The sequence below is a fragment of the Phaeobacter sp. BS52 genome (assembly GCF_045040595.1).
Taxonomy (GTDB): Bacteria; Pseudomonadota; Alphaproteobacteria; order Rhodobacterales; family Rhodobacteraceae; genus Phaeobacter; species Phaeobacter piscinae.
The window spans coordinates 2,010,791-2,031,386 of sequence record NZ_CP090662.1 but is presented as its reverse complement, the minus strand read 5'-3'; the positions used below and the strand labels follow the sequence as shown (position 1 = coordinate 2,031,386).

At 59.4% G+C, this 20,596-nt stretch carries 12 protein-coding genes, 1 tRNA gene and 5 pseudogenes; 7 read left to right on the top strand and 11 right to left on the bottom strand.

Translation table 11 applies throughout. The annotated features are described in order from the left end of the window. Positions 1 to 114: 114 nt before the first annotated feature. Positions 115 to 888: an ion channel gene (locus L0Z65_RS09895; RefSeq protein WP_102897484.1), complete on the top strand. Its 774-nt coding sequence runs from the start codon at positions 115 to 117 to the stop codon at positions 886 to 888. Positions 889 to 901: 13 nt separating this feature from the next. Here L0Z65_RS09895 and cobS read toward each other — a convergent pair whose 3' ends face one another. Then, entirely contained in the window at positions 902 to 1,660 is a 759-nt protein-coding gene (gene cobS / locus L0Z65_RS09890) for an adenosylcobinamide-GDP ribazoletransferase (RefSeq protein ID WP_405107222.1), read from the bottom strand. A gap of 99 nt (positions 1,661 to 1,759) precedes the next feature. Between cobS and cobT the strand changes: the two are divergent. After that, positions 1,760 to 2,777 (top strand): annotated as a pseudogene (cobT, locus tag L0Z65_RS09885) (nicotinate-nucleotide--dimethylbenzimidazole phosphoribosyltransferase). Positions 2,778 to 2,848: 71 nt separating this feature from the next. Here cobT and L0Z65_RS09880 read toward each other — a convergent pair. From L0Z65_RS09880 to L0Z65_RS09870, 3 genes and pseudogenes are all read right to left on the bottom strand, one after another. Beyond that, positions 2,849 to 4,742, bottom strand: a pseudogene (locus L0Z65_RS09880) (monovalent cation:proton antiporter-2 (CPA2) family protein). A gap of 504 nt (positions 4,743 to 5,246) precedes the next feature. Further along, positions 5,247 to 6,467 (bottom strand): PAS domain-containing protein, encoded by a 1,221-nt coding sequence (locus L0Z65_RS09875; RefSeq protein ID WP_096870759.1) that lies wholly within the window; start codon positions 6,465 to 6,467, stop codon positions 5,247 to 5,249. A 62-nt stretch (positions 6,468 to 6,529) separates the two neighbouring features. Continuing rightward, positions 6,530 to 6,985: an Lrp/AsnC family transcriptional regulator gene (locus L0Z65_RS09870; protein ID WP_040172464.1), complete on the bottom strand. Its 456-nt coding sequence runs from the start codon at positions 6,983 to 6,985 to the stop codon at positions 6,530 to 6,532. 144 nt (positions 6,986 to 7,129) lie between these two features. On the opposite strand from L0Z65_RS09870, the pseudogene hppD reads away from it, so the two are divergent. Continuing rightward, a pseudogene (hppD, locus tag L0Z65_RS09865) lies at positions 7,130 to 8,231 on the top strand (4-hydroxyphenylpyruvate dioxygenase). A gap of 121 nt (positions 8,232 to 8,352) precedes the next feature. Here hppD and L0Z65_RS09860 read toward each other — a convergent pair. Further along, positions 8,353 to 11,082: a hypothetical protein gene (locus L0Z65_RS09860; RefSeq protein WP_405107218.1), complete on the bottom strand. Its 2,730-nt coding sequence runs from the start codon at positions 11,080 to 11,082 to the stop codon at positions 8,353 to 8,355. Positions 11,083 to 11,251: 169 nt separating this feature from the next. On the opposite strand from L0Z65_RS09860, the gene L0Z65_RS09855 reads away from it, so the two are divergent. Then, the gene (locus L0Z65_RS09855; protein ID WP_102897479.1) at positions 11,252 to 11,968 is read left to right on the top strand and encodes an SIMPL domain-containing protein; all 717 of its coding nucleotides are present in this window, start codon (positions 11,252 to 11,254) and stop codon (positions 11,966 to 11,968) included. A 67-nt stretch (positions 11,969 to 12,035) separates the two neighbouring features. On the opposite strand, the pseudogene L0Z65_RS09850 reads toward L0Z65_RS09855, so the two are convergent. Both L0Z65_RS09850 and L0Z65_RS09845 read right to left on the bottom strand, forming a co-directional pair. After that, positions 12,036 to 13,329 (bottom strand): annotated as a pseudogene (locus L0Z65_RS09850) (O-acetylhomoserine aminocarboxypropyltransferase/cysteine synthase family protein). Between the two features lie 175 nt (positions 13,330 to 13,504). Next, positions 13,505 to 14,494 (bottom strand): annotated as a pseudogene (locus tag L0Z65_RS09845) (hypothetical protein). 401 nt (positions 14,495 to 14,895) lie between these two features. On the opposite strand from L0Z65_RS09845, the gene L0Z65_RS09840 reads away from it, so the two are divergent. The 3 genes from L0Z65_RS09840 (at position 14,896) to L0Z65_RS09830 (ending at position 17,919) form a co-directional block, all read left to right on the top strand. Further along, positions 14,896 to 14,971: transfer RNA gene (locus L0Z65_RS09840), tRNA-Thr, on the top strand. 376 nt (positions 14,972 to 15,347) lie between these two features. Continuing rightward, positions 15,348 to 17,090 (top strand): ATP-binding protein, encoded by a 1,743-nt coding sequence (locus L0Z65_RS09835; RefSeq protein WP_254683096.1) that lies wholly within the window; start codon positions 15,348 to 15,350, stop codon positions 17,088 to 17,090. 220 nt (positions 17,091 to 17,310) lie between these two features. Beyond that, a complete protein-coding gene (locus L0Z65_RS09830) occupies positions 17,311 to 17,919 on the top strand; it encodes an acyl-homoserine-lactone synthase (RefSeq protein ID WP_040172505.1) in 609 nt (202 codons plus the stop codon). 54 nt (positions 17,920 to 17,973) lie between these two features. On the opposite strand, the gene L0Z65_RS09825 is transcribed toward L0Z65_RS09830, so the two are convergent. Genes L0Z65_RS09825 through L0Z65_RS09810 form a run of 4 tightly spaced genes read right to left on the bottom strand, consistent with a single transcriptional unit; the run spans position 17,974 to position 20,570 of the window. Then, positions 17,974 to 19,065: an alpha-hydroxy acid oxidase gene (locus L0Z65_RS09825; protein WP_405107213.1), complete on the bottom strand. Its 1,092-nt coding sequence runs from the start codon at positions 19,063 to 19,065 to the stop codon at positions 17,974 to 17,976. Next, positions 19,065 to 19,619, bottom strand: a complete 555-nt coding sequence (gene comE, locus L0Z65_RS09820) for a sulfopyruvate decarboxylase subunit beta (RefSeq protein WP_405107210.1) — start codon at positions 19,617 to 19,619, stop codon at positions 19,065 to 19,067. The genes L0Z65_RS09825 and comE overlap by 1 nt, the downstream gene beginning before the upstream one ends. Continuing rightward, the gene (comD, locus tag L0Z65_RS09815) at positions 19,616 to 20,122 is read right to left on the bottom strand and encodes a sulfopyruvate decarboxylase subunit alpha (protein WP_102897474.1); all 507 of its coding nucleotides are present in this window, start codon (positions 20,120 to 20,122) and stop codon (positions 19,616 to 19,618) included. The genes comE and comD overlap by 4 nt, the downstream gene beginning before the upstream one ends. 37 nt (positions 20,123 to 20,159) lie before the next feature. Continuing rightward, on the bottom strand, positions 20,160 to 20,570 hold the full coding sequence (locus tag L0Z65_RS09810; protein ID WP_096870781.1) for a universal stress protein: 411 nt from the start codon (positions 20,568 to 20,570) through the stop codon (positions 20,160 to 20,162). Positions 20,571 to 20,596 lie beyond the last annotated feature (26 nt).

The window sequence follows — 20,596 nt, the reverse complement described above, 5'->3', positions numbered from 1 at the left end:
AGAGCGTGGCCTTTTTGATTTTTGGGCTATGATTTAGCCCCTCCCGATGTCACTGCGTATATCTGACAGGGTGATGCGTCCGACCACGGCCAAAAAAACGAGCAGAGAATACCCATGACGGACCTAAAGACTCGCCTGACCGATCTCTATCGGGGCACTGACAGCGCATCTGTCCGCTTTCGCTATGGGCTGATCGGCTTTGATGCCGTGACCATCCTGTTTTTCATGTCCACCGCTCATATCCCCCACGGGCCATGGTTGATCGGGCTGAGCTGGCTGGTCGGGCTGGTTATCGCGTTGGATCTGGCGGCACGGTTTTGGATCAGCAGCAACCGGCGCAAGCTGTTCTGGCGCATCTACACGCTCGCTGACATCATTGTGCTGGTGTCGCTGTTGTTGGAGACCATTCTGCCCGGCGGGCTGGCGTTCCTGCGCATCTTGCGAGGGTTGCGGCTGATCCACTCCTACCATCTATTACAAGATCTGCGGCGTGATAGCCGGTTCTTTCGTCGCCATGAGGATGCAATCATTGCCGGGATCAACCTATTCATCTTTGTCTTTGCGACGTCGATGACGGCTCTGGTGTTCTTCATGGACACCACAGGCAGCGACTATCCTTATATTGATGCGCTCTATTTTACGGTCGCGACGCTGACCACCACCGGTTTTGGCGATATCACCATGGCGACGCCTGCTGGTAAAACCTTCTCTGTATTTGTGATGGTGGTGGGGGTGACCCTATTTGTGCGGCTAGCGCAGGCGATCTTCAATCCGCAGCGTGTGCGTTATACTTGCAGCCAATGTGGGCTAACCCGCCACGATGTGGACGCTGTCCATTGCAAGCACTGTGGCGGACAGCTGAAGATCCGCACCAGCGGCGTGGAGTAAGCGGCAGCGGGCCTCAGCTGAGGATGGCGGACAGGCAGAGCAGCGCGACAAGCTCACACAGCTGCTGCGTGGCCCCCAACACATCTCCGGTCTGCCCCCCGATCTTGGTGCGGGCTGTGGCAGCGACAACGGCAGCGACCACACACATCGCCAATAAGGATCCCCAGGCGGCCCAGCCAAGCATCAGAACGGCGGCCAGGGTTGCAATCGCCAGCCCCAATCCGCAGTTGCGCCAGGGAGGGCGCCCGACGGAGGAGGACAGGCCGGTGCCGCGCGCATTCGGCAGGGCCGCCATGACGACTGGCATCATAGCGCGGCTCAGCATGGCCACAGGCAAGAGCGCCCATGCCGCGTCAGCCGCCAGCAGGCTCGCATAGGCGATCCAGCGTAGACCAAGTGTCAGGATCAGCGCCAGTACACCATAGGTGCCGATTTGGCTGTCCTTCATGATCTCCAACCGCCGCTCAGGGGTGAAGCCACCCCAAAACCCATCTGCGGTATCTGCCAGCCCATCCTCGTGCATGGCGCCCGTCAGAACTGTCTGTGTGAGCAGCGCGATCCCAGCCGCCAGCATCGGAGATAATCCTATTCCCTGCGCGATGACCGCCAGCAGGCACGCCGGTACCGCGACGGCAACCCCGGCAAAGGGAAATGCCCACACCGCGTGCGCATGTCGCGCAAACTGTTGTTTTTGCAACCTTGGCATGGGCAACCGTGTCAACAAGATCAACACGAGCAGAAAATCTACACCAGATATGTCGTTTTTTCGCATTTGCGGGCCTCACGGAGGGCTTGCGGTGTCAAGATGAACCGGTACATACGGATGATCCGCTTTACCTGCGACGACCCCTTCGATGCAATGAGGCTTTCCATGCTATCACCGCTCTTTTCGCTTGATCACTTTCGTGCGCAGCTTGCGCAGGCTCCGGGCGTGGACGAACGGGCTGAAACGGCCGCAGCCGAACGCAACAGCCAATTGACCAAACCGCCGGGCTCGCTTGGGCGGTTGGAGGATCTGGCGATCTGGTACGGCAGCTGGCGTGGGACCGACCGCCCGGTGATCCGGGCGCCGCAGGTGATCGTCTTTGCCTAGCAACCACGGCATCGTGGAGCAGGGGGTCTCTGCCTTTCCGAGCGAGGTGACCGCGCAGATGGTCGCCAATTTCAAACACGGCGGTGCCGCGATCAACCAGCTGGCAAAGCTGGCGGGCGCCCGTCTGGATGTTCATAGCCTCGATCTGGAAACGCCAACGAAGGACTTTACCAAAGACGCCGCCATGGATAGCGCCGAACTGCTCATGGCGTTGCAGACCGGGTGGAAATCAGTTGATCCCTCCGCCGATCTGCTTGTGGTGGGGGAAATGGGTATCGGCAATACGACACCGGCCGCAGCGCTGGCCTGCGCGCTGTTCGGCGGTGACGCCGGGGATTGGACCGGACGCGGGACCGGTGTTGATGACACTGGCCTGGCGAATAAAACCCGGGTTGTGGCGGAAGGGGTGGCGCTGCATGGCCCGGCCATCACCGACGGTGTTGAGGCGTTGCGCCGTCTCGGCGGGCGCGAGATTGCCGCCATGGCCGGGGCGATGACCGCGGCCCGCATGATGAAAATTCCGGTCATTCTGGACGGGTTTATCTGCTGTGCTGCGGCCGCCTGCTTGATGCGCACGCATCCGGCGGCATTGGATCATGTCGTCGCCGGTCACCAGAGCGCCGAAAGCGCCCATGCCGCATTGCTGACGCATCTTGGCAAGCCGCCATTTCTGTCGCTGGATCTACGCCTCGGAGAGGGGTCTGGCGCGGCCCTGGCCATCCAGGTGCTGCGGGCGGCTGTCGCGTGCCACAGCGGTATGGCGACCTTTGAGGAAGCGGGCGTTTCCGGCAGTTGAGCTGGCGCTATGTGCCACTGATGCCGCTTTGCCGTCCCGCCTTTTGACAGGCGGGGCGATGCAACGGAGGATCAGGCTGATTTCTGGTCTGAGGATTTCTTCGCCTCTGCAAGCTCCAAGAGCGCTGTTTCCAGATCTTTTTCCAGCTCGCGGGCGCGGGCGATATAAGCCGGGTTTTCGCTAGCTTGGCGTTCCGGGAATCCAGAGACTCGCCAGTTCGCGCACGGTCTGACGATCATGGGCATAGAACGTCTGCTCCGCCTGCGCCGCCTCATATTCGCTCAGCCCGATCTGCTCCAGAACATAGCGACCGGCGCGTAGGGAGCTGTCGAACATCTCACGCACAATATCATTCGCTCCAGCCTTGTAGAGTTCAAACACATGGTTGCGATCAAATGCGCGCGCAATGATGTGCAGATCCGGATAACCGCGACGGGCATGGGCAACCAGCCTGAGGGCTGCCTCTCTGTCGTCAAGTGCCACAACAAGAACCTTGGCCTTTGCAATGCCAGCGGCTTTCAGCAGTTCGGGGCGGGTCGGATCACCGAGGAAGCTCTTGACGCCAAACCGCCGCATCAGCTGAACGGATGCCATATTGCTGTCCAGAACCACGGTATTGAACCCGCTGGCACGGACCAGGCGATTGACGATCTGACCAAAGCGCCCAATCCCGGCCACAATGACCGGGCCTTCTTCGTCGATTTCGTCGGCGGCCTGTTCCTTGGGGCTGTCCTTGCTGTATTTCGACAGCAGGTCATAAAGAATGAACAACAGCGGAGTGATCAGCATCGACAGCGCGATCACCAGAAGCAGTTTTTCGGACAGTTCAGGTGGCACCACATTGAGCTGCCGGGAAAATGCCAGCAGGACAAATCCGAACTCACCCGCTTGCGCAAGGCCCAGCGTAAACAGCCAGTGATCGCGTTTCCTCAGGCCGAATGCTTTGCCCACAAAATAGAGCACAGCACCTTTTGCGATGATGACCAAAAGGGCAAGGCCGATCAGATCGCCCGGTTCGGCCAGAAATAGGCGATAGTTGATACCGGCACCGACCGTGATGAAGAACAGCCCCAGCAGCAGCCCTTTGAAGGGGTTGAGGTCGCTCTCAAGCTCGTGCCGAAATTCACTGTTGGCCAGAACCACCCCGGCAAGAAAAGCCCCAAGCGCAGGCGAGAGACCGACCAGTGTCATCAGGAAAGAGATGCCAACAACGATCATCAGCGCCAGGGCCGTGTACATTTCGCGCAGGTTAGAGGCATGGATGAACCGGAACACTGGCCGTGCCAGATAGACACCGGCCAGCACAATCGACGCAATAGCGGCAAGGGTGACCAGGGTCACAGCCCACCCCGGCAGCCCTTCGACCAGCGACAGTGTGGCGTGGCTGGATGCACCGTGGGCGTCATCCGCGGCGCGCGCAATGGATCCATTCCCGGTGATCTGCGCGCCATGTTGGGCCGCCAGCAGCGGCAGTAAGGCAAGGATGGGAATGACCGCGATGTCCTGCGTGAGCAGAACCGAAAATGTGGCCCGCCCCCCACCGGTTCGCATCAACCCCTTCTCAGAGAGGGTCTGCAGTACGATGGCAGTTGAGGACAGCGAGAGCGCCAGCCCGATGGCCAGTCCCACCTGCCAGGTTTCACCCGCCAGCATGGCAGCCCCCATCAGGGCCATCGTACTGACGAGGATCTGCAGGCCGCCCAGACCGAGCAGCTTATGCCGCATCGCCCAAAGCGCGCGCGGCTCCAGCTCCAACCCGATCAGAAAGAGCATCATGACGACGCCAAATTCGGCAAAATGGCGCAGATCTTCGGCTTCGCTTCCAACAAACCCGAACACCGGTCCGATAATAATTCCGGCAGCCAGATAGCCTAAAACCGAGCCAAGCCCGAGACGAGCGGCAATCGGAACGGCAATCACCGCGGCTGCAAGGTAAATCGTCGCCTGATAAAGAAATGCATCCATAAGTTTTGGTATCGCAAGCGGTGCCCGGCTTGGCAACGTTTAACATGCGATGACGGCGTGGGTCGGTGTCGCAGCGCCTGCCTTGGCTCGCCGGGGCATCATATGTGCCCGAAATCAGGCAATCAGCGCTGACCTGTCGGAACGTCGAGCGCCACTGGTCCGGGCCGCAGGCCGAACGAGGCAGGTGACCAACCGGGACTTGGAAAGGGGCCTAGGGTCGAGATCCATCACTGCAGAGTTGGCATGCGAGGCGCCATAAATCAGAGGCTATGAGCGCGCAGGGGCGGGCGGTCCCAAGCTTCAAAAAAGCGAGAGGCCCTGGTTCGCCAGCCCTTCGAGTATTTTGAGCGGCCTGTGTTACCCCTGCGGCGCCACGGGCCGTTGAAACAGAACCGCTCTTCTTGCGGTTCTATTTCTTGTCAGGGATACCAACAGCAGACAAAACCAGCGCTGGCCGATTAGCGGGTCCCAACCCTGGCTTGTGTGCAACCTGTGCGCCTGGCGTCAGCGTTCCAGAGAGCGGATCTCATTGCTGAGTTTCGCAATACGCTCCAGCCGTTGGGAGATGCGCTCCTGAAAGACGCCAAGCTGGTCGATGATATCCGCCAGTGTTTCGCCCGACTCCGGCAGGCGGGCACTTTCGATTTTACACAGAACACGAGTTGAGCTGAGGCCCAGAAAATGACGGTGCATAACCTGGCAGGCATGCATGATACGCGAGGCTTCGCGCTCCACCTGGTCGAGCCCCTTGCCTGCGCGTTCCAGCTGCTGGGCCACCAATTGGGCCAGCACATCGCGTTCCCCCTGCATGTCAATGTCCCCCAGACCGCGCCGCTCCTTCTGCAGCTGGATGTCGCATTCCTTCAGGACACGAACCATGCACTCGACAAACAGGGAGTCGTCCACGGCAGCCTCAATCACCGCAAAATTGCTGTCCTTGCCCATGACATGCGCTGCAAACCAATCAGACATCTCGCGCGACATCGCGCCATAGTTCTGCGACAGGACAGTGACGGGCCCGCCTGAGGGCTCGATACGTGACGCAATGACCCGCAGGTTATGCGGGATCGTGTGCATGGCGTCGAAATCCTTGATTAGGCCTTCGGTCTCACTGACGAGTGTCTTGGCATTGTCCAGCATCTGGCACAGATCGATAATCATCTGATCCGGCTCATTGTCCAGCCCGATGTCGCGTGCGATCAGTTCCTCACTCATCGCCTTGGTTGCGAATTGGCGATAGTCGTCAAACCCATGATCGACAATCCAGCCCTTCAGGCGTTCGGCGCTTTCCTCCGGCGTCAGATCTTCGTTTTGCTCCGCTGCCAGCAGCTTGGCGTAGAGGCTTCGGGCATCGTCGAACATCTTGCTGGTGGGTTTGATCCGTGCCGACAGGTAGCCGTCAGCGCAGGGCACCACGACCGCATAAACCCAGTAATAAAGCCCATCCTTCGCCTTGTTCTTGACGTAGGCGCCCATGGTTTGGCCGCTCTTGATGGTATCCCAGAACAATTGGAACACACCTTTGGGCATATCGGGGTGGCGAATGGTGCGATGCGGCGCACCAAGCAGTTCGTCCCAATCGTAGTCGGACACCCTGCGGAACACATAGTTGCCAGCGATGATGACCCCGCGGCTATCGGTGCGGGAGAAAAACACCTCGTTTAGCCCAAACGGAGCCTCGCCGCGGGTGGGGCGGCTTTCAATGCGACGATCTACAAAGGACACGGTCTCTATCCAATCTCTAAGTCTGTACCCTGTTTGTATAGCGCACGAGTGTTCACGGAACCTTAAGTCGGCAGCGGTCCATCGCTTTTTAATTGTGCCATCACAATCTGGCTTTGAACCCGTGCGACCGTTGGGTGCGGCAGTAGAATTTCGTGCAAAAGCCGGTTTAATGCAGCAAGATCAGTGCAGAATACTCTAAGTAAATAATCGGCTTCGCCGGTCATGGTCCAGGCTGAGGTGATTTCAGGGCGCATCCGAACCAGCCGTGAAAATCGTTCAGATTGTTCAGGTCCGTGACTCTCCAGATGGACCTGCACAAACCCCTGGACACTCAACCCCAGCTTGTCAGGATCCAACCGCGCCTCGTAGCTGCGGATGTAGCCGTCGGCCTCCAGACGTTGTCGGCGCCGCCCGGCCTGGCTGGCTGAGAGGTTCAGCAATTCCCCCAGCTGCTGTGCGGTCAGATGGGCGTCTTTTTGCAGTGCGGAGAGCAGTTTCTGATCAGTTGCGTCTAACATATGCGGGACTTTCACAAATATTCAACATCATGCGCGTGATTTACGCGCCTACACACTGGCATATCCTAAACTATGCGCAAAACAAGCATCTGAATTGCGGTATTCTAAATGCAGCTACACTATTCCCTATCTGGAGGAAGCCGCATGGGTCCGTTCCCGCATAATGCCCCGAAATCCGTCATCAGCGCCGAAAACCCGGCCGGGACCGATGGGTTCGAGTTCGTCGAATTTGCCCATCCCGACCCGCAGGAGCTGCGCGATCTTTTTGCGCGTATGGGGTATGAGCTGGTGGCGCGCCACAAGAACAAGCCGGGCATTGAGCTGTGGCAGCAGGGCGATATCACCTATATCCTGAACGCCGAGAAAGGCAGCTTTGCCGAGCGCTTCGTGGCGGATCATGGTCCATGCGCGCCGTCTATGGGGTGGCGTGTTGTCGATGCGCAGAAGGCCTTCGAACACGCCGTCGCCAAAGGGGCGGAAGCTTATGAAGGCGACGACAAGACGATGGACGTCCCTGCGATCAAGGGGATCGGCGGCTCGCTGATCTACTTTATTGATCAGTATTATGACACCTCGCCGTATAACACTGAGTTTGAGTGGCTCACCCAGTCGAAACCGCGCGGTGTTGGCTTCTATTACCTCGACCACCTGACCCATAATGTTTTCAAGGGCAATATGGACAAATGGTTCAGGTTCTATGGTGAGTTGTTCAACTTCAAAGAAATCCGTTTCTTCGATATCGAAGGAAAATTCACCGGACTGCTGAGCCGCGCACTGACCTCGCCCTGCGGGCGCATCCGCATCCCGATCAACGAAGATCGTGGCGAAACCGGGCAGATTGTCTCTTATCTTAAAAAATACAACGGCGAGGGTATCCAGCACATCGCGGTCGGTAGCGAGGATATCTATGGCGCGACGGATGAGATTTCAGACCGCGGGATCAAGTTCATGCCTAGCCCCTCCGGCCAGCTACTATGAGATGAGCCACGACCGTGTGGTCGGCCATGAGGAACCGCTGGACCGGATGCAGAAACACGGAATCCTGATTGACGGCGAAGGTGTTGTTGATGGTGGGGAGACCAAGATCCTGCTGCAAATCTTCTCCAAAACCGTGATCGGACCGATCTTCTTCGAATTTATCCAGCGCAAGGGCGATGATGGCTTTGGCGAGGGTAATTTCAAAGCGCTATTTGAGTCGATTGAGCGTGAGCAGATTGCCAACGGAGAGCTAGCAGGGGCTGAGTAAGCAACCATTCGCAGACCTAAACGACAAAAGCCGGGCCCAGGGTGGTCCGGCTTTTGTCATTTTGGTTCGCAATTTGGGGCATCTTCTGCGCCGTGGTCGTATCGTTCCGGCTGGGTTGGCCTTAACTGCTCGGAATTTTCAGCGTTAGATTGCGATTGCCCTTTTGGTATTGCAGCTGGCTGTCGCCAATGGCCACAACACGCCCGCCATCGATCCGATCTCCGACTTTTACCTTCTTGTAACGGCCGTTGGGCATCAGGATCAGCGCGCGGCGATTTGACGGGGTGCCATAGACACCGATCAGGTTCACGCGCCGCAGATTGATCGCGTTGTCGACGGTCGCTTGCCGCGCAACCGAGGCGCTGGATGGGATCCGTGGTGTAACTGTCCGGGGCGGGGCGCTGGCGACCGCTTCTGAGATGCTGGCCTCGGCATTGCGCTGACGATTGCGCTGCGCACGGTCGACCAGATTGGCGAAATTGGCTGGCCGCCCACGGGGCACAACGGAGCGGGCAATCGCCTGTGCGGTTGCGGGCAGACTGTTTTCCTCTGGCGGTTTCAACCCCGGTGGACGGCTGCGAGGGCGTAGCGCGCCCAGTTCAGCCCGGCTCAATCCGCCAAGCTGCGCGCGTTCATTCTGTTCAACCAGATCGTTGGGGCGCTGTTTAGGGCGAAGTTCCGACAGGATCGCCTGACGCGCGGCTTCCTCCGCTGCAGCTGCAACGTCCGGGTCTGGACGGGCAGGGGTCGGTGGAGGGATCTTTTCAGGACGGCCGAGGAACACCATGATCCCATCCGGGTTCAGCGTCCCGTTCGGGGTGGCCTTGACCAATCCGCGCTCATCCAGCTCAAACTGTTGTCCGGCAGCAGTCGGGGTGCTGATCGCGCCCAGTTCCAGGTCCGTGGCGAACAGGGTCTGATCGGGCAGGGCTGTTGCATCTTCGGAGATATCGGTCGGGTCAATTGACGCCACATAGAGGGTCTCAAGCGTATCTGTTCCCGGGGTTTCGGGCGTTTCAGGTGCATGTTGCCAGATGCCAGTTGCGGCATATTGGGCCGCGCGTGTCAGCGACGTGTCCTGATCTGCCGTCACCGCAGGTTCATCCGTTTCCGGGGCCAGCTCGGCGCGGTCCAGATCCTCCGTGAGCGTTTCATCTGCCGTTGGCGTGGCGTCCTGCTCCAGCCGCAGCGCGTCCAGAACCGCGGTATCCGTACTGGACAACCCCTCATCACCCTCCGCAGGGGCAGCCGTGTCATCGGGCGCTGTGCCGTCTGTCGTTGAGTCCAGCGGCAACAACGCCCCCTCATCAGGTTGATCTGGTATTGCGCTGACTTGGGGTGCGATTTCACCGGGACCACTTGTGTCTGGGCTGTCCAAAGGCGTTGTGGTTGCATCACTGACGGCGTTGCGGGACTGCCTGTCGGCAAGGATGGCCCAGGCCGCCACAATCGCCATGAAAATCAGCAAGCCGCTCACCAGGGCCAAGCCGAGGAACCGTGGCTTGCCGCCGACCTTCTGGTTTGAAACACCGGCGAGCAGAGAAGCCTTGCCAGCCTCATGCAGAGATTTCTTGTCCTTGGGCGCCTCCGGGAGTGAGATATCCGCGATGTCATCACGGGGCAGAACCGGCGCCGGACTTGCTGCTTTTGGCGCGGGTGGGATTGCGCCCTTGGCGGTGGGGGAGGCTATGACCGGCCCGGTCGTCGGAGCGGCCAGCGGCTGCGCTTTGGTGGTGCCGCTTCCCGGTGTCGTCGGGCTGTCGGACAATGCAATGGAGCCGAAGGCAGCATGAGGCACCACCCGCTGGCCATCGTTAGGCTTGGTCTGCGTAGGCGCATTAGCCTCGGCAACGGCTTTGGTCGCTGCAGGCGCTTTGGGCGGTACTGGCGAAGCCGTTGGTGCAGAGGCTTTCTGCGCGCGCAGGTCGCCATCCTTGCGCCGTCGCGTCGAAAACCCGCTTGCAGCGATAGCTGTTGGCGCCGTCGGCGTATCTTCGGTGTCGGTGTCGGTGTCGGTGTCGGTGTCGGTAACGGGCGCGGCGTCTGGGGTATGATCCGGCTCAGCTACGATCTGTTCGGCCTCTTTGCCCTTGGCTGCGGCAGTGTCAGACACATCGTCGGGAATGTCATCGGCAGATGCCTCCTCGGGGTCTGACGGGGCAGGGACCGCGGAGGCAGCATCATCAGCGGTGGTGGTCAGCGGCGCCGCAGTGGTGGGGGGCACCTCGGGTGATGCGTTTTCGTCTAAGGGCGTGTCTGCATTGCCCTCAGCATCCACAGCAGCGTCAGCAATAGCGGGCGGCGCGTCGGCGGGGCCGATGTCAACCACCGCGACGCCGTCAGGCTCAACCGGGGCTTCGCCAGATTGCAGCAGGGTTTGGGACGCGCCAAAAAACGGCTCTCCCAGGAAATTCATCTCCTGCGGCATCGCAACAAAGCTCACCGGAAGGAAACCATGTGCCAACGCAAAATCTTCGGCCTCTTGCAAGGTTTCGCGGGCGACGGCGGCCACATGGGTCTGTGCACCATCCTCGCTCAGGTCGAAGACCAGCTCCTCCACCTGATAGGGCGTGGCCCCATCGAGGCCCTGCTCGGCAGCGGCGCGCCGGCTGTCGGGATCGGTGACCCCGGTTTCAAGCGTCAGATATCGAATTTGATCGTTCGGGATGATCAGCTTGCACGCGATTGGCCCCTGCGCATGGCGTTCGCCCAATTGGCGCAGATCCGCTAGCGCGGCGCTCAGATCGTCGACATCCAGCGAGACTGTGCCAATCTGGCGCCAACCATCGGCGGCACGTTGCAACAGGCCAACGCCGGTGGAGGACAGAGAGAGTGCAAACCCCGGTTTCATGATGCAAACACGCCTTCAGCTTTAGTATGCCCATACCCCTGTGTGGCAGGGCGATCTTGGCGCAGACCATAAGGCAGAGCGCGCGCAAGGGAAAGGAAAAGACACGATTTCCCCCTTGCAGGCGGTCAATTGCCATCCCCATGTTACACCCAGAAAAAGGAGCAGTTCGATGAAAGCTAGACATATCTTTGCCTCGGCGCTGGCGGTTCTGCTGGCAACAGGGCTTGCCCATGCGCAGGAAACCCCGGTGGATCGCCAGATCTCGGTCACCGGTGAGGCGCGTATCGCCGTCACCCCGACACTGGCGACAATCACCTTGGGCGTCACTGAAGAGGCCGAAGAGGCCGCTCTCGCCATGTCCGCAGTCTCCACCAAGATGGTCGCGGTGGTTGATGAATTGCGGGCGGCTGGTATCGCAGCAGAGGATATGCAGACCCAGCAGATTTCCCTAAATCCTGTCTGGTCTCAGGACCGCAGCTATTCGGATGGCCGCCGCAAGATCACCGGGTTCAACGCCTCCAATACCCTGTCCCTGCGCATCCGCGATCTGGATCAACTCGGCGAGGTGCTGGATCAGGTGCTAAAAGTCGGCGCCAATGATTTCCGGGGGTTGAGTTTCGGAGTCACCGATCCGGCAAAAGTGCAGGACCAGATCCGCGGCGCCGCAGTGAAAGATGCACGACGCAAGGCAGCCCAGCTGGCAGAGGCCGCGGGGGTTGAGCTGGGCCCTGTGCGGTCAATTCACGACCGCGACACCGGTGGTGGCCAGCCGATGATGGCGATGGAGATGGCCCGCAGCGCTCCTATGCCGATCGAGGCAGGTGAGTTGAATTTCAGCCACAGCGTTTCCGTGGTTTACGATATCAAGCTGCCGACAAACGACTGAGAACCAAAAAAGGCCGGGATGTCCCGGCCTTTTCCTTATGACGTAACACTGGCTGGGTATCAGCGGGTTAGCTGCTCGCCTTACTCAGAGCCTGATCCAGATCACCAATCAGGTCATCGGCGTTTTCAATCCCGATAGAGACGCGCACAACATTCGCCCCGGCGCCAGCCGCCTCCTGCTGCTCAGGCGTCAGCTGGCGATGGGTGGTTGAGGCAGAGTGGATAATCAGTGACCGGGTATCGCCAAGGTTGGCAACATGGCTGAAGATTTCCAGCGAGTTCACCAGTTTGACACAGGCGTCATACCCGCCCTTCACCGCAAAGGTGAAAAGCCCGCCAGTGCCCTTGGGATACTGTGCGTTCGCACGATCATGATAGGGCGAGGATGGCAACCCTGCGTAGGTCACATAGTCCACGCGCGGATCCTGCTCCAACCACGAAGCCACGGTTTTGGCATTCTCACAGTGGCGTTCCATCCGCAGGCTGAGGGTCTCAATCCCCATCAACGTATAATGCGCGGCCTGTGGGTTCATGGTCATGCCCAGATCGCGCAGGCCGATGGCAATGCCATGGAAGGTGAAGGCCAGCCCGCCAAAGGTCTCGTGGAACTTCAGCCCGTGATAGGCTTAGCTCGGGCTGCGACAGCGACGGGAATTTGTCATTTGCCGACCAGTCAAATGTGCCGGAGTCCACGATCACGCCACCGGTCACAGTACCGTTGCCAGTCAGATATTTTGTTGTGGAATGCACAACCAGCGTCGCCCCATGAGCAATCGGATTGCAGAGGTAGGGCGTGGCCGAGGTGTTGTCGATGATCAGCGGTACACCCGCCGCATCCGCAACATCCGCAATGGAGCGGATATCCGTGACATAGCCGCCAGGGTTCGCAACAGATTCGCCAAACACAGCCCGCGTGTCGTCATCAATGGCTGCGGCCACCGCCTCAGGGTCGTCGAAATCCACGAATTTGGCCGACCAGCCAAACCGCTTGATGGTCTGGCTGAACTGGGTGACGGTGCCCCCGTATAGCCGGGTTGAGGCCACCACATTGCATCCTGGTCCCATCAGTGGGAACAGCGCCATGATCTGGGCAGCGTGGCCGGAGGAGCAGCAGACCGCCCCAACGCCACCTTCCAAGGTCGCAATGCGCTCCTGAAGTACGGCCACTGTCGGGTTGGTCAGACGCGAATAGATAAAGCCGACTTCCTGAAGGTTGAACAGGGCCGCCGCATGATCTGCATCGCGAAACACATAGGCGGTGGTCTGGTAGATCGGCGTCTGCCGCGCACCGGTGGCCGGATCGGGCTTGGCGCCGGCATGAATTTGCAATGTGTCGAACCCGTAGCTTGGCGCTTCAGACATTGAATGTGCTCCCCTTGAATGGTCGACCCTACTGGTCGGGACTTGTTTCGCGCGTAAGAACACTCTGCCACGACCGGTAAGGCAAGCTGCAATTTGGCGCTGGCCTCGCGTGGCGCAGGATCCGGCTGGGCACACAAGGCACTCTTCCGCAGAGAGCGCATGTCGAAAGCGCTGATTATCGCATCCAGAAACCGGCGGATTTGATCCGGTTGCGCAAGGCCTGCTCCTTACGAGGCAGGTTCTCTCGATCAAACATCGCGCGTACCTTGGCGCCGCGACCCTGATAGATCATGCGCTTCATCGGCTCATATTGCTTCAGAACTTTCTTGATCTTGTTCGGTCTGGCGACGGTCTCCAGCGCGGCGACCACATCATCGCTTTCCCGCGCGTATAGCAGCGGCAGGCTGCGGTAATGGCAACTCATCTCCCCATCAAGATAGCCTTCGGGCAGCGTCGCCCGCCCACCGCCAAGGCTGTGAATGACCAAAGGCAGAGCGATCTGATCCAGCCAGGGATCCAGCGACTGGCCGATCAAGGCCTTTGGCAGATCGTCGCGGATGGAGACTGCATACTCAAGAAACCGCTGACCAAAGGCGCGGGGACAAGTCCCATAATAGTAGCTAAGCATTGAAATAGAGATAGCGGCGCCAGAAATTTTCAGGCTGGCTGTGATCAAGGCTGCTGTCGAAATCCAGACCAAAGCGATCATATAATGCGCGCCAAATCCCGGTCATGTCGGGACCATAGAGCGTCGGCTTCGGCCAGGTCCCTCCCGACGCAGTGACGCCGAGGGGCGGGCAAAATCCAGCGGTATCTGGTTGAGCGGACCGGTGATCAGCGTGTCGGTGTCAAAGAACACAAATGGTTCGCCCTCTGGCATGGCCAGAAGCGCCTCAATCTTGTTGCCATAGGGGTAGCTCTCGCCAAAGGTGGCGGATTGAAACGGTAGAATTTCCGCTCCCAAGGCTTCCAACGCCTCCAATACCGGTTTGTTGCGAATGCTGGGATCCCTGGTCCAGAGCGCGCCTGACTGCGGGACCGCCACATAGAGCCGCCCTGTAAATTCAGGGGCGTATTGGCGCAGGGAGGCCGCAAACAGCACCGCCTCATATTGCAACCGCCCTGCCTGTCCGACGATCATGATATTGAAACGTGTTTCCGTCATACGGCTGCTTCCGGTTTCTTGGGGTGGTCAGCACGTTGCCTGCGCTGGCACGCAACAGCCCCTATCATCTTGTTGATGGCATGATCATATATTTCTGCACCGGTCACCAGCATGTCTTTGGATCGATTTGACATTTGGGTCCCGACCGCAACGCAGACCCGTGACCACGCAGGGATGACCGAGAGCCCAGTGAAGATGGCCGCCGCCGTCAGCCCTGCTGACGGCGCAAACCGGTGGAGTGCAGAGATCGGCGATCCTGTTGGCAGACCGCAAAGGGGGCGGGATTGGTTACGGCAAAATATGCACGATCTTCGATTCAAATACCGATATGAAATTCTCAGCCACAAGACGAATTTTTCGTCTTGCACCCCTTCGCGAGAGGCGCTATCTCGCTGCTCAAGGCCCCTATAGCTCAGCTGGTAGAGCAACTGATTTGTAATCAGTAGGTCCGCGGTTCGAGTCCGTGTGGGGGCACCATTTTCCAGATCAAAGATCTCAGGGATGCGCTGGTTGGACGCGCTCTTAAGCCCGCCTCTGTTAACGCGGATCGCAATGGTCGCGGCTGGCGTCCATCATAGGGCCGTGGGGCATATTCTACCGATCGATATCGTCATGATTGAAGTGCGGATGGGTGATTATCCCTTGCCGTGTTGACGCTGTTTTTCTCGCTAAAAGTTGAGCTTGATCGGCCTGTCGTTAAGGTCCTCTCGGCAATATTAAGTCATCTGTCACCATTTGACCGCAATTTATCGGTACGAGCGAGATCGGATAGCTGTTGTCAAATTAGGTGAGGCTCGCCTTTGACGCGTGACCGCGACGGCGGGGAGGTGGCCTGGGAAACCCGGAAAGGAGGATGCGTTTGTTTTCATTATCGCCAGACCTCGTGAATTCCGTTGCCAGCCAAAACAAGCTTGTTCGGTCCGACCTTCCGTCCCGATTTGCCTCGATCACCCTGGTGTCGCTGCTGTCCCTCTATTTTCTGTCCTTGCAGACCATTGCCATCGTCTACACAGCCTACGTTCTGGTCGAACTGGTTGGTCTGCGGGTCTACCAGCGTCTGTCATCTGGCGTAACGCTCGGCGGCATCATTCTCTTTGCCGGTTCCGCATTTGTCGGCGTCTGCGTTTTCAATTCTTTGTCGCTGCTGTTGTTCCTGCATCCTGAACCCTTCCCCAAACTGATGGGGGCGATGCTGCTGATCATTGCGCTCAATCATTCGGTGGTTGCGCGATCGGCATGGTTCTATTTTGGGATCATCACTGCGGTGCCGATTATCCTGACCGTAGGCTATATGGTTTGCGCGACGCTTCTCCGTGTGGCGAGTCCCGGCGAAATGATCATCGCCGCGGTCATTCTGTTGTTGGGGGCCGCCTATATGGTCCACGCCATGTGGGTGCAGCACCAGTTGACCGCGCGGCTGCGCGAGGCGTTGAGCGCGGCGGAGGCCGCGAGCCGTGCAAAGAGCCGGTTCCTCGCCGCGATGAGTCATGAAATCCGCACACCTCTGAATGCGATTTGTGGCATGTCCGAATTGATCGAAGAGGAAAATTCCGGGTCTGATACGCTGCGGGAGCAGACGCAGCTTCTGCGCAAATCGTCTCAGGCGCTCACCGGGATCCTCGATGATGTGCTTGACCACGCCAAGATCGAGTCGGGTCAGTTCGAACTGAACCTGGCCACGGCCTCCCCGCGGGAAGAAATCGCCAGTGCCGTTGAAATGTATCGCGCGCGCGCGGATGAAAAGGGGCTCGGGCTGGCTGTCAGCCTGGGGCAGAACATCCCTGACTATGCGGAATGTGATGCATTGCGGCTGCGGCAGGTGATCGGCAACCTGGTCTCCAACGCGGTGAAATACACAGAAACCGGTCAGGTTGAGGTGGCTGCTGATTACGAAGATCTCGACGGGCGCGTGATGCTGCGCGTCGCGGTTTCCGACACCGGTCGGGGCATGACGCCGGAGCAAAGCGTCAAACTCTTCACAGATTTCTATCGCGCCAAGGACAAGAACGCCCCCAACGTCCCCGGCACCGGGTTGGGATTGGCAATTGCCCGCCATCTGGCCCGCATAATGGGCGGCGATATCACTGTGCAGACCGGCCGCGACTGGGGCAGCTGTTTCACTTTCTTCTGTCCGATCACCGCGCTGGATGCCTCAGAGGTGGAGGTCCTGCCGCAGCAGATTGCCCGCACAGAGGCAAGCGAGCTTGGCGATCTGTCTATTTTGCTGGTGGATGATACGACATCCAATCGGCTGGTGGTCCGGGCGTTTCTAAAGAACAGCGGCGTGCGGATCACCGATGCAGAAAACGGCGCCGAGGCCTTGGACGCCTTGGAGCGACACCCGTTTGATCTGGTGCTTTTGGACATGAAAATGCCAGTGATGGATGGCCGCGAAACCCTCACGGAAATGCTGCGGCGTGGCGGACGGATTGCGGCAACGCCGGTGGTCATGCTGACCGCGAACGCGGCCCCGGAAGAACAGGAGCTGTTCCTGCGGCTCGGTGCGGTGAGTTACCTGTCTAAGCCGGTCAAAAAATCCGTGCTGCTTTCGGAAATTCGCAAGGTTACATCGGCACCGGCGGCGCGCTCAGCCTGATCGCGTTGCAACCTTCCGGGCAGGCAGTGCTGTCTGGTGTCGGGCGGTCGCCGCGATTTTTGACTGACGCGATCCCAATGTGAGAAGCGGCCGCAAAAAGCGCAGTGGCTTTTCTGAATTAATTCAAAATTTACGCTTTCCGGATAGGTTGAGTCGAATTTTCGATAAATTGCCGGAATGCAGGTTTGCATTCGGGCTGGAACAGTTGACCGGGCCTGCGATGCAGTCGACAGAAATTACATTCGACAACTTTGCGGAGACCGGCGGGCTCTTCACTGAGATGTTGCGCGCGCGCTATCGTCATTTTGTTCAGTTGCGACGCTGGAATCTGCCCAATGTGCGTGGCTTGGAGTTTGACCAGTACGACACACCAGAGAGTATCTACTGCACTGTTCATGAGGGGAAAACAGTCCTCGGCGGTTTCCGGGTGACCCCCACCACTGCGCAGTGCATGACCACCAGCTACATGTTGCGGGATGCGCAATTGGGTCTGCTGCCTGGCCTGCCGTCAAATGTCCTGGATCATTCCGCGCCGCAGGATGCCGCAATCTGGGAGGTCAGCCGGTTTTTCGTCGAAGATACGCTGAGCGCGCGGGAGCGCAGAGATGTGCGCGGACATCTGGAGCGCGGTCTCTCCCGGCTCGCGCAGGAGTGGAACATCAGCGCCTTTTTGTGCATCACGTCGGTCACAGCTGCGCTGCTGATGCGCAGGGCGCGCCTGTCGATCACCTCCGCCGGGCCCAGGTTTGAAGCAGGCGGCGAAACCTGTCAGGCCTACCACCTGACAGTCGACGCAAAAAGCCAACGCAGCGACGCAGACGCAGCATAAGCGCGCTCAACAGCGGCAACCGCGCGGCGCTACGTCAGACGATGAACTGCGCTCTCAAGTGGCAAGTGAGACGCGCCCGGTTTGTGCCATGGCAATGCTCAGCTCTTCGCTTAGCGCATCCCACAATTGCTCCAGCCCAGCCTCGCCCCTCGCAGCAATCGCGTATTGCAGGATACGGCCCAGAAACACGAAATCTGCACCCATTGTGATCGCCTTCAGAACATCCTCGCCCGACCGGATGCCGCTGTCGTAGAAAACCGGGAACGTCGGCCCAAGATCTGCACGGATCTTTGCCAACATCTCTATCGGGGCGGGTGCGGCTTCCAGTTGTCGCGCGCCATGGCTGGAAATCTGAATGGCATCAACTCCAGCCGATACCAGCGCACGGGCGTCTTCGACGTCCAGCACGCCTTTCACCACCAGTTTTCCGGGCCAAAGGTCGCGCAGCCGGGCCAGCGTGTCCCACGTGGCGCGCGCCCGGCTTTCGGTGCGGTCGAAGTCATAGCCGTCCATTTTGAAGTTCGCCATCACAGGCTTGCCTTTGAGCAGAGTTGTTAGTGACCAGCGCGGATGCAGGGCGAAATCAATGAATTGGCGCGGACCGATGCGGAACGGCATCTTGAAGCCATGCCGCAGTTCGCGTGGGCGGCGGCCGACCTCCGGCACATCAACCGTCAGCACCAGAGTTTGATAACCAGCCGCGCGAGCGCGCTCGGCCAGCTTGAAAGTGCCAGTGCCGTCACCGCTGAAATAGAGCTGAAACCAGGCATAGCCTTCCGTCGCCTCCAGAAGCGTCTCGAGCGACGTCGAGGCGACGGTGGAGACTCCATGCGGCACCCGGTAGCGCGCCGCCAGCCGGGCCAGCATCAGGTCGGCGCCAGGAGCCGACAGGTTGCACATGCCCATGGGGGCAATGCCAAAAGGGCGGTCTGCCTCGGCGCCAAATATGCTCGTGGCCAAAGACCGCTGGCTGACATCGCGCAAGATACGGGGCCGCAGGGTGATGGCATCCAGGGCAGCGCAGTTCCGCGCTGCCCCGGTTTCCTGTCCCGCGGCCCCATCGATATAGTCAAACACCATCCAAGGCAGCCGCCGCCGGGCCAGACGGCGGGCGTCCTCAGCCGAATGAATGGCGCCTGCGCCCATCAGCTGGTGACAGCCGTCATAAAGCGGTCGCGGATCACCACCGGATCCATCGTGATCACCGGCATCTTGGCGTTGCCGCTATCGCATTTCACCACCAGCACCGTGGCCTCGCCACTCGCCAGCGTCTGTTCCAGTGCAGGGCCGGTGTCTTTGTCCTGCACCTCGATCACCCGGCCACAGCCAGCGGCGCGCGCCATGGCAGCCAGATCGGTGCGCTGACTGGTGTAGGTCGGCTGATCGCCGGTTGAGCCATAAGAGCCATTGTCGATGATCATCAGGATATAGTTGCCGGGCGCGTTGTTGCCGATAGTGGGCAGGGTGCCGAGATTGGTGAGGATTGAGCCGTCACCGTCAATCACGATAACTGGCTTCGGCTGTGCCAGCGCCAGCCCCAGCCCGATGGAGGAGGCAAGGCCCATGGTGCCCAGCATGTAGAAATTGCTGGGCTGGTCATCGATGGCGTGCAGCTCTTGGCTGGGAATACCGATATTGCAGACCACCAGTTCGTTGCGCAGGATGGGCGCGATCTCTTTCAGGATTTCGGAACGGATCATTGGTCGCCATAGCCTCCCCAGAAATTTGCGTCGGTCAGGATGGCAACAGGTTTGTTGCACATGAAGGTGTATTTCAGGATGTTGTCGAATTCCTCGACGTCCCGCTGCCAGTGGAAGTGGTAGGTCGGGATATTCATCTGCGTCAAAAGTGCCTTGGTATGCACGGCCATTTCCACCTGGCAGGCCACCGGCTCGCGCAGCTCGCCGCGGTAGGAAATCAGCATCGGCAGCGGCATCCGGTAGTATTGGATCAGCGTCGCAAGCGTGTTGATGGTGACCCCGATGGCGGTGTTCTGCATGATGATCGCCGGACGTTTTCCCCCCATCCAGGCCCCGGCACAGAGGCCCATGCCTTCGTCTTCCTTGTTGGAAGGGATGTGAAAAATGTCATCGCGCTGGTCGATCTCCTCAATCACACCCGCCAGTTGCTTGCACGGCACGGTGGTGACGAAGGAGACGCCATTGGCCGCCAGATCGTCAGCGATCCTCTTGTCTATTGTCATGGTCGATTGCCTTTGTTTGAGGTCTCGGTGTTGGGGATCAAAGGGGGCGGCAGACATGCACCGCGCAGGGCGCGTGGCGCACCACACGGGCGGCGGTCGAGCCGAGGAAAAAGTCGCTGAGCCCGGGTTTATGTGAGCCGACGACGATACAGTCCGTACCGTTCTGTTCTGCATATTCAACAATGGCCCGGTACGAGCGACCTTTGACAATTTCAGCTGCCACATCGCCATAGTCGGCGGTCTTCTTGGTCAGCTGCTGACGGGCCTTTTCGAGCCCTTCGCGCACGGCATCCTCATCCAGATAAGCGCTGACAGAGCCTTGCGGGGCCTCATAGACATGCAGTGCGGTGATCTGTCCGCCGGGGTTGCACAGGGTCGCGGCGGCTTTCAGTGTTGTGCCGGACACCCCGTGGTCCAGGGCCATGGGAACCAGGATCTTGTCATACATGATGCTCTCCGTTTGCTCAGCTCAGG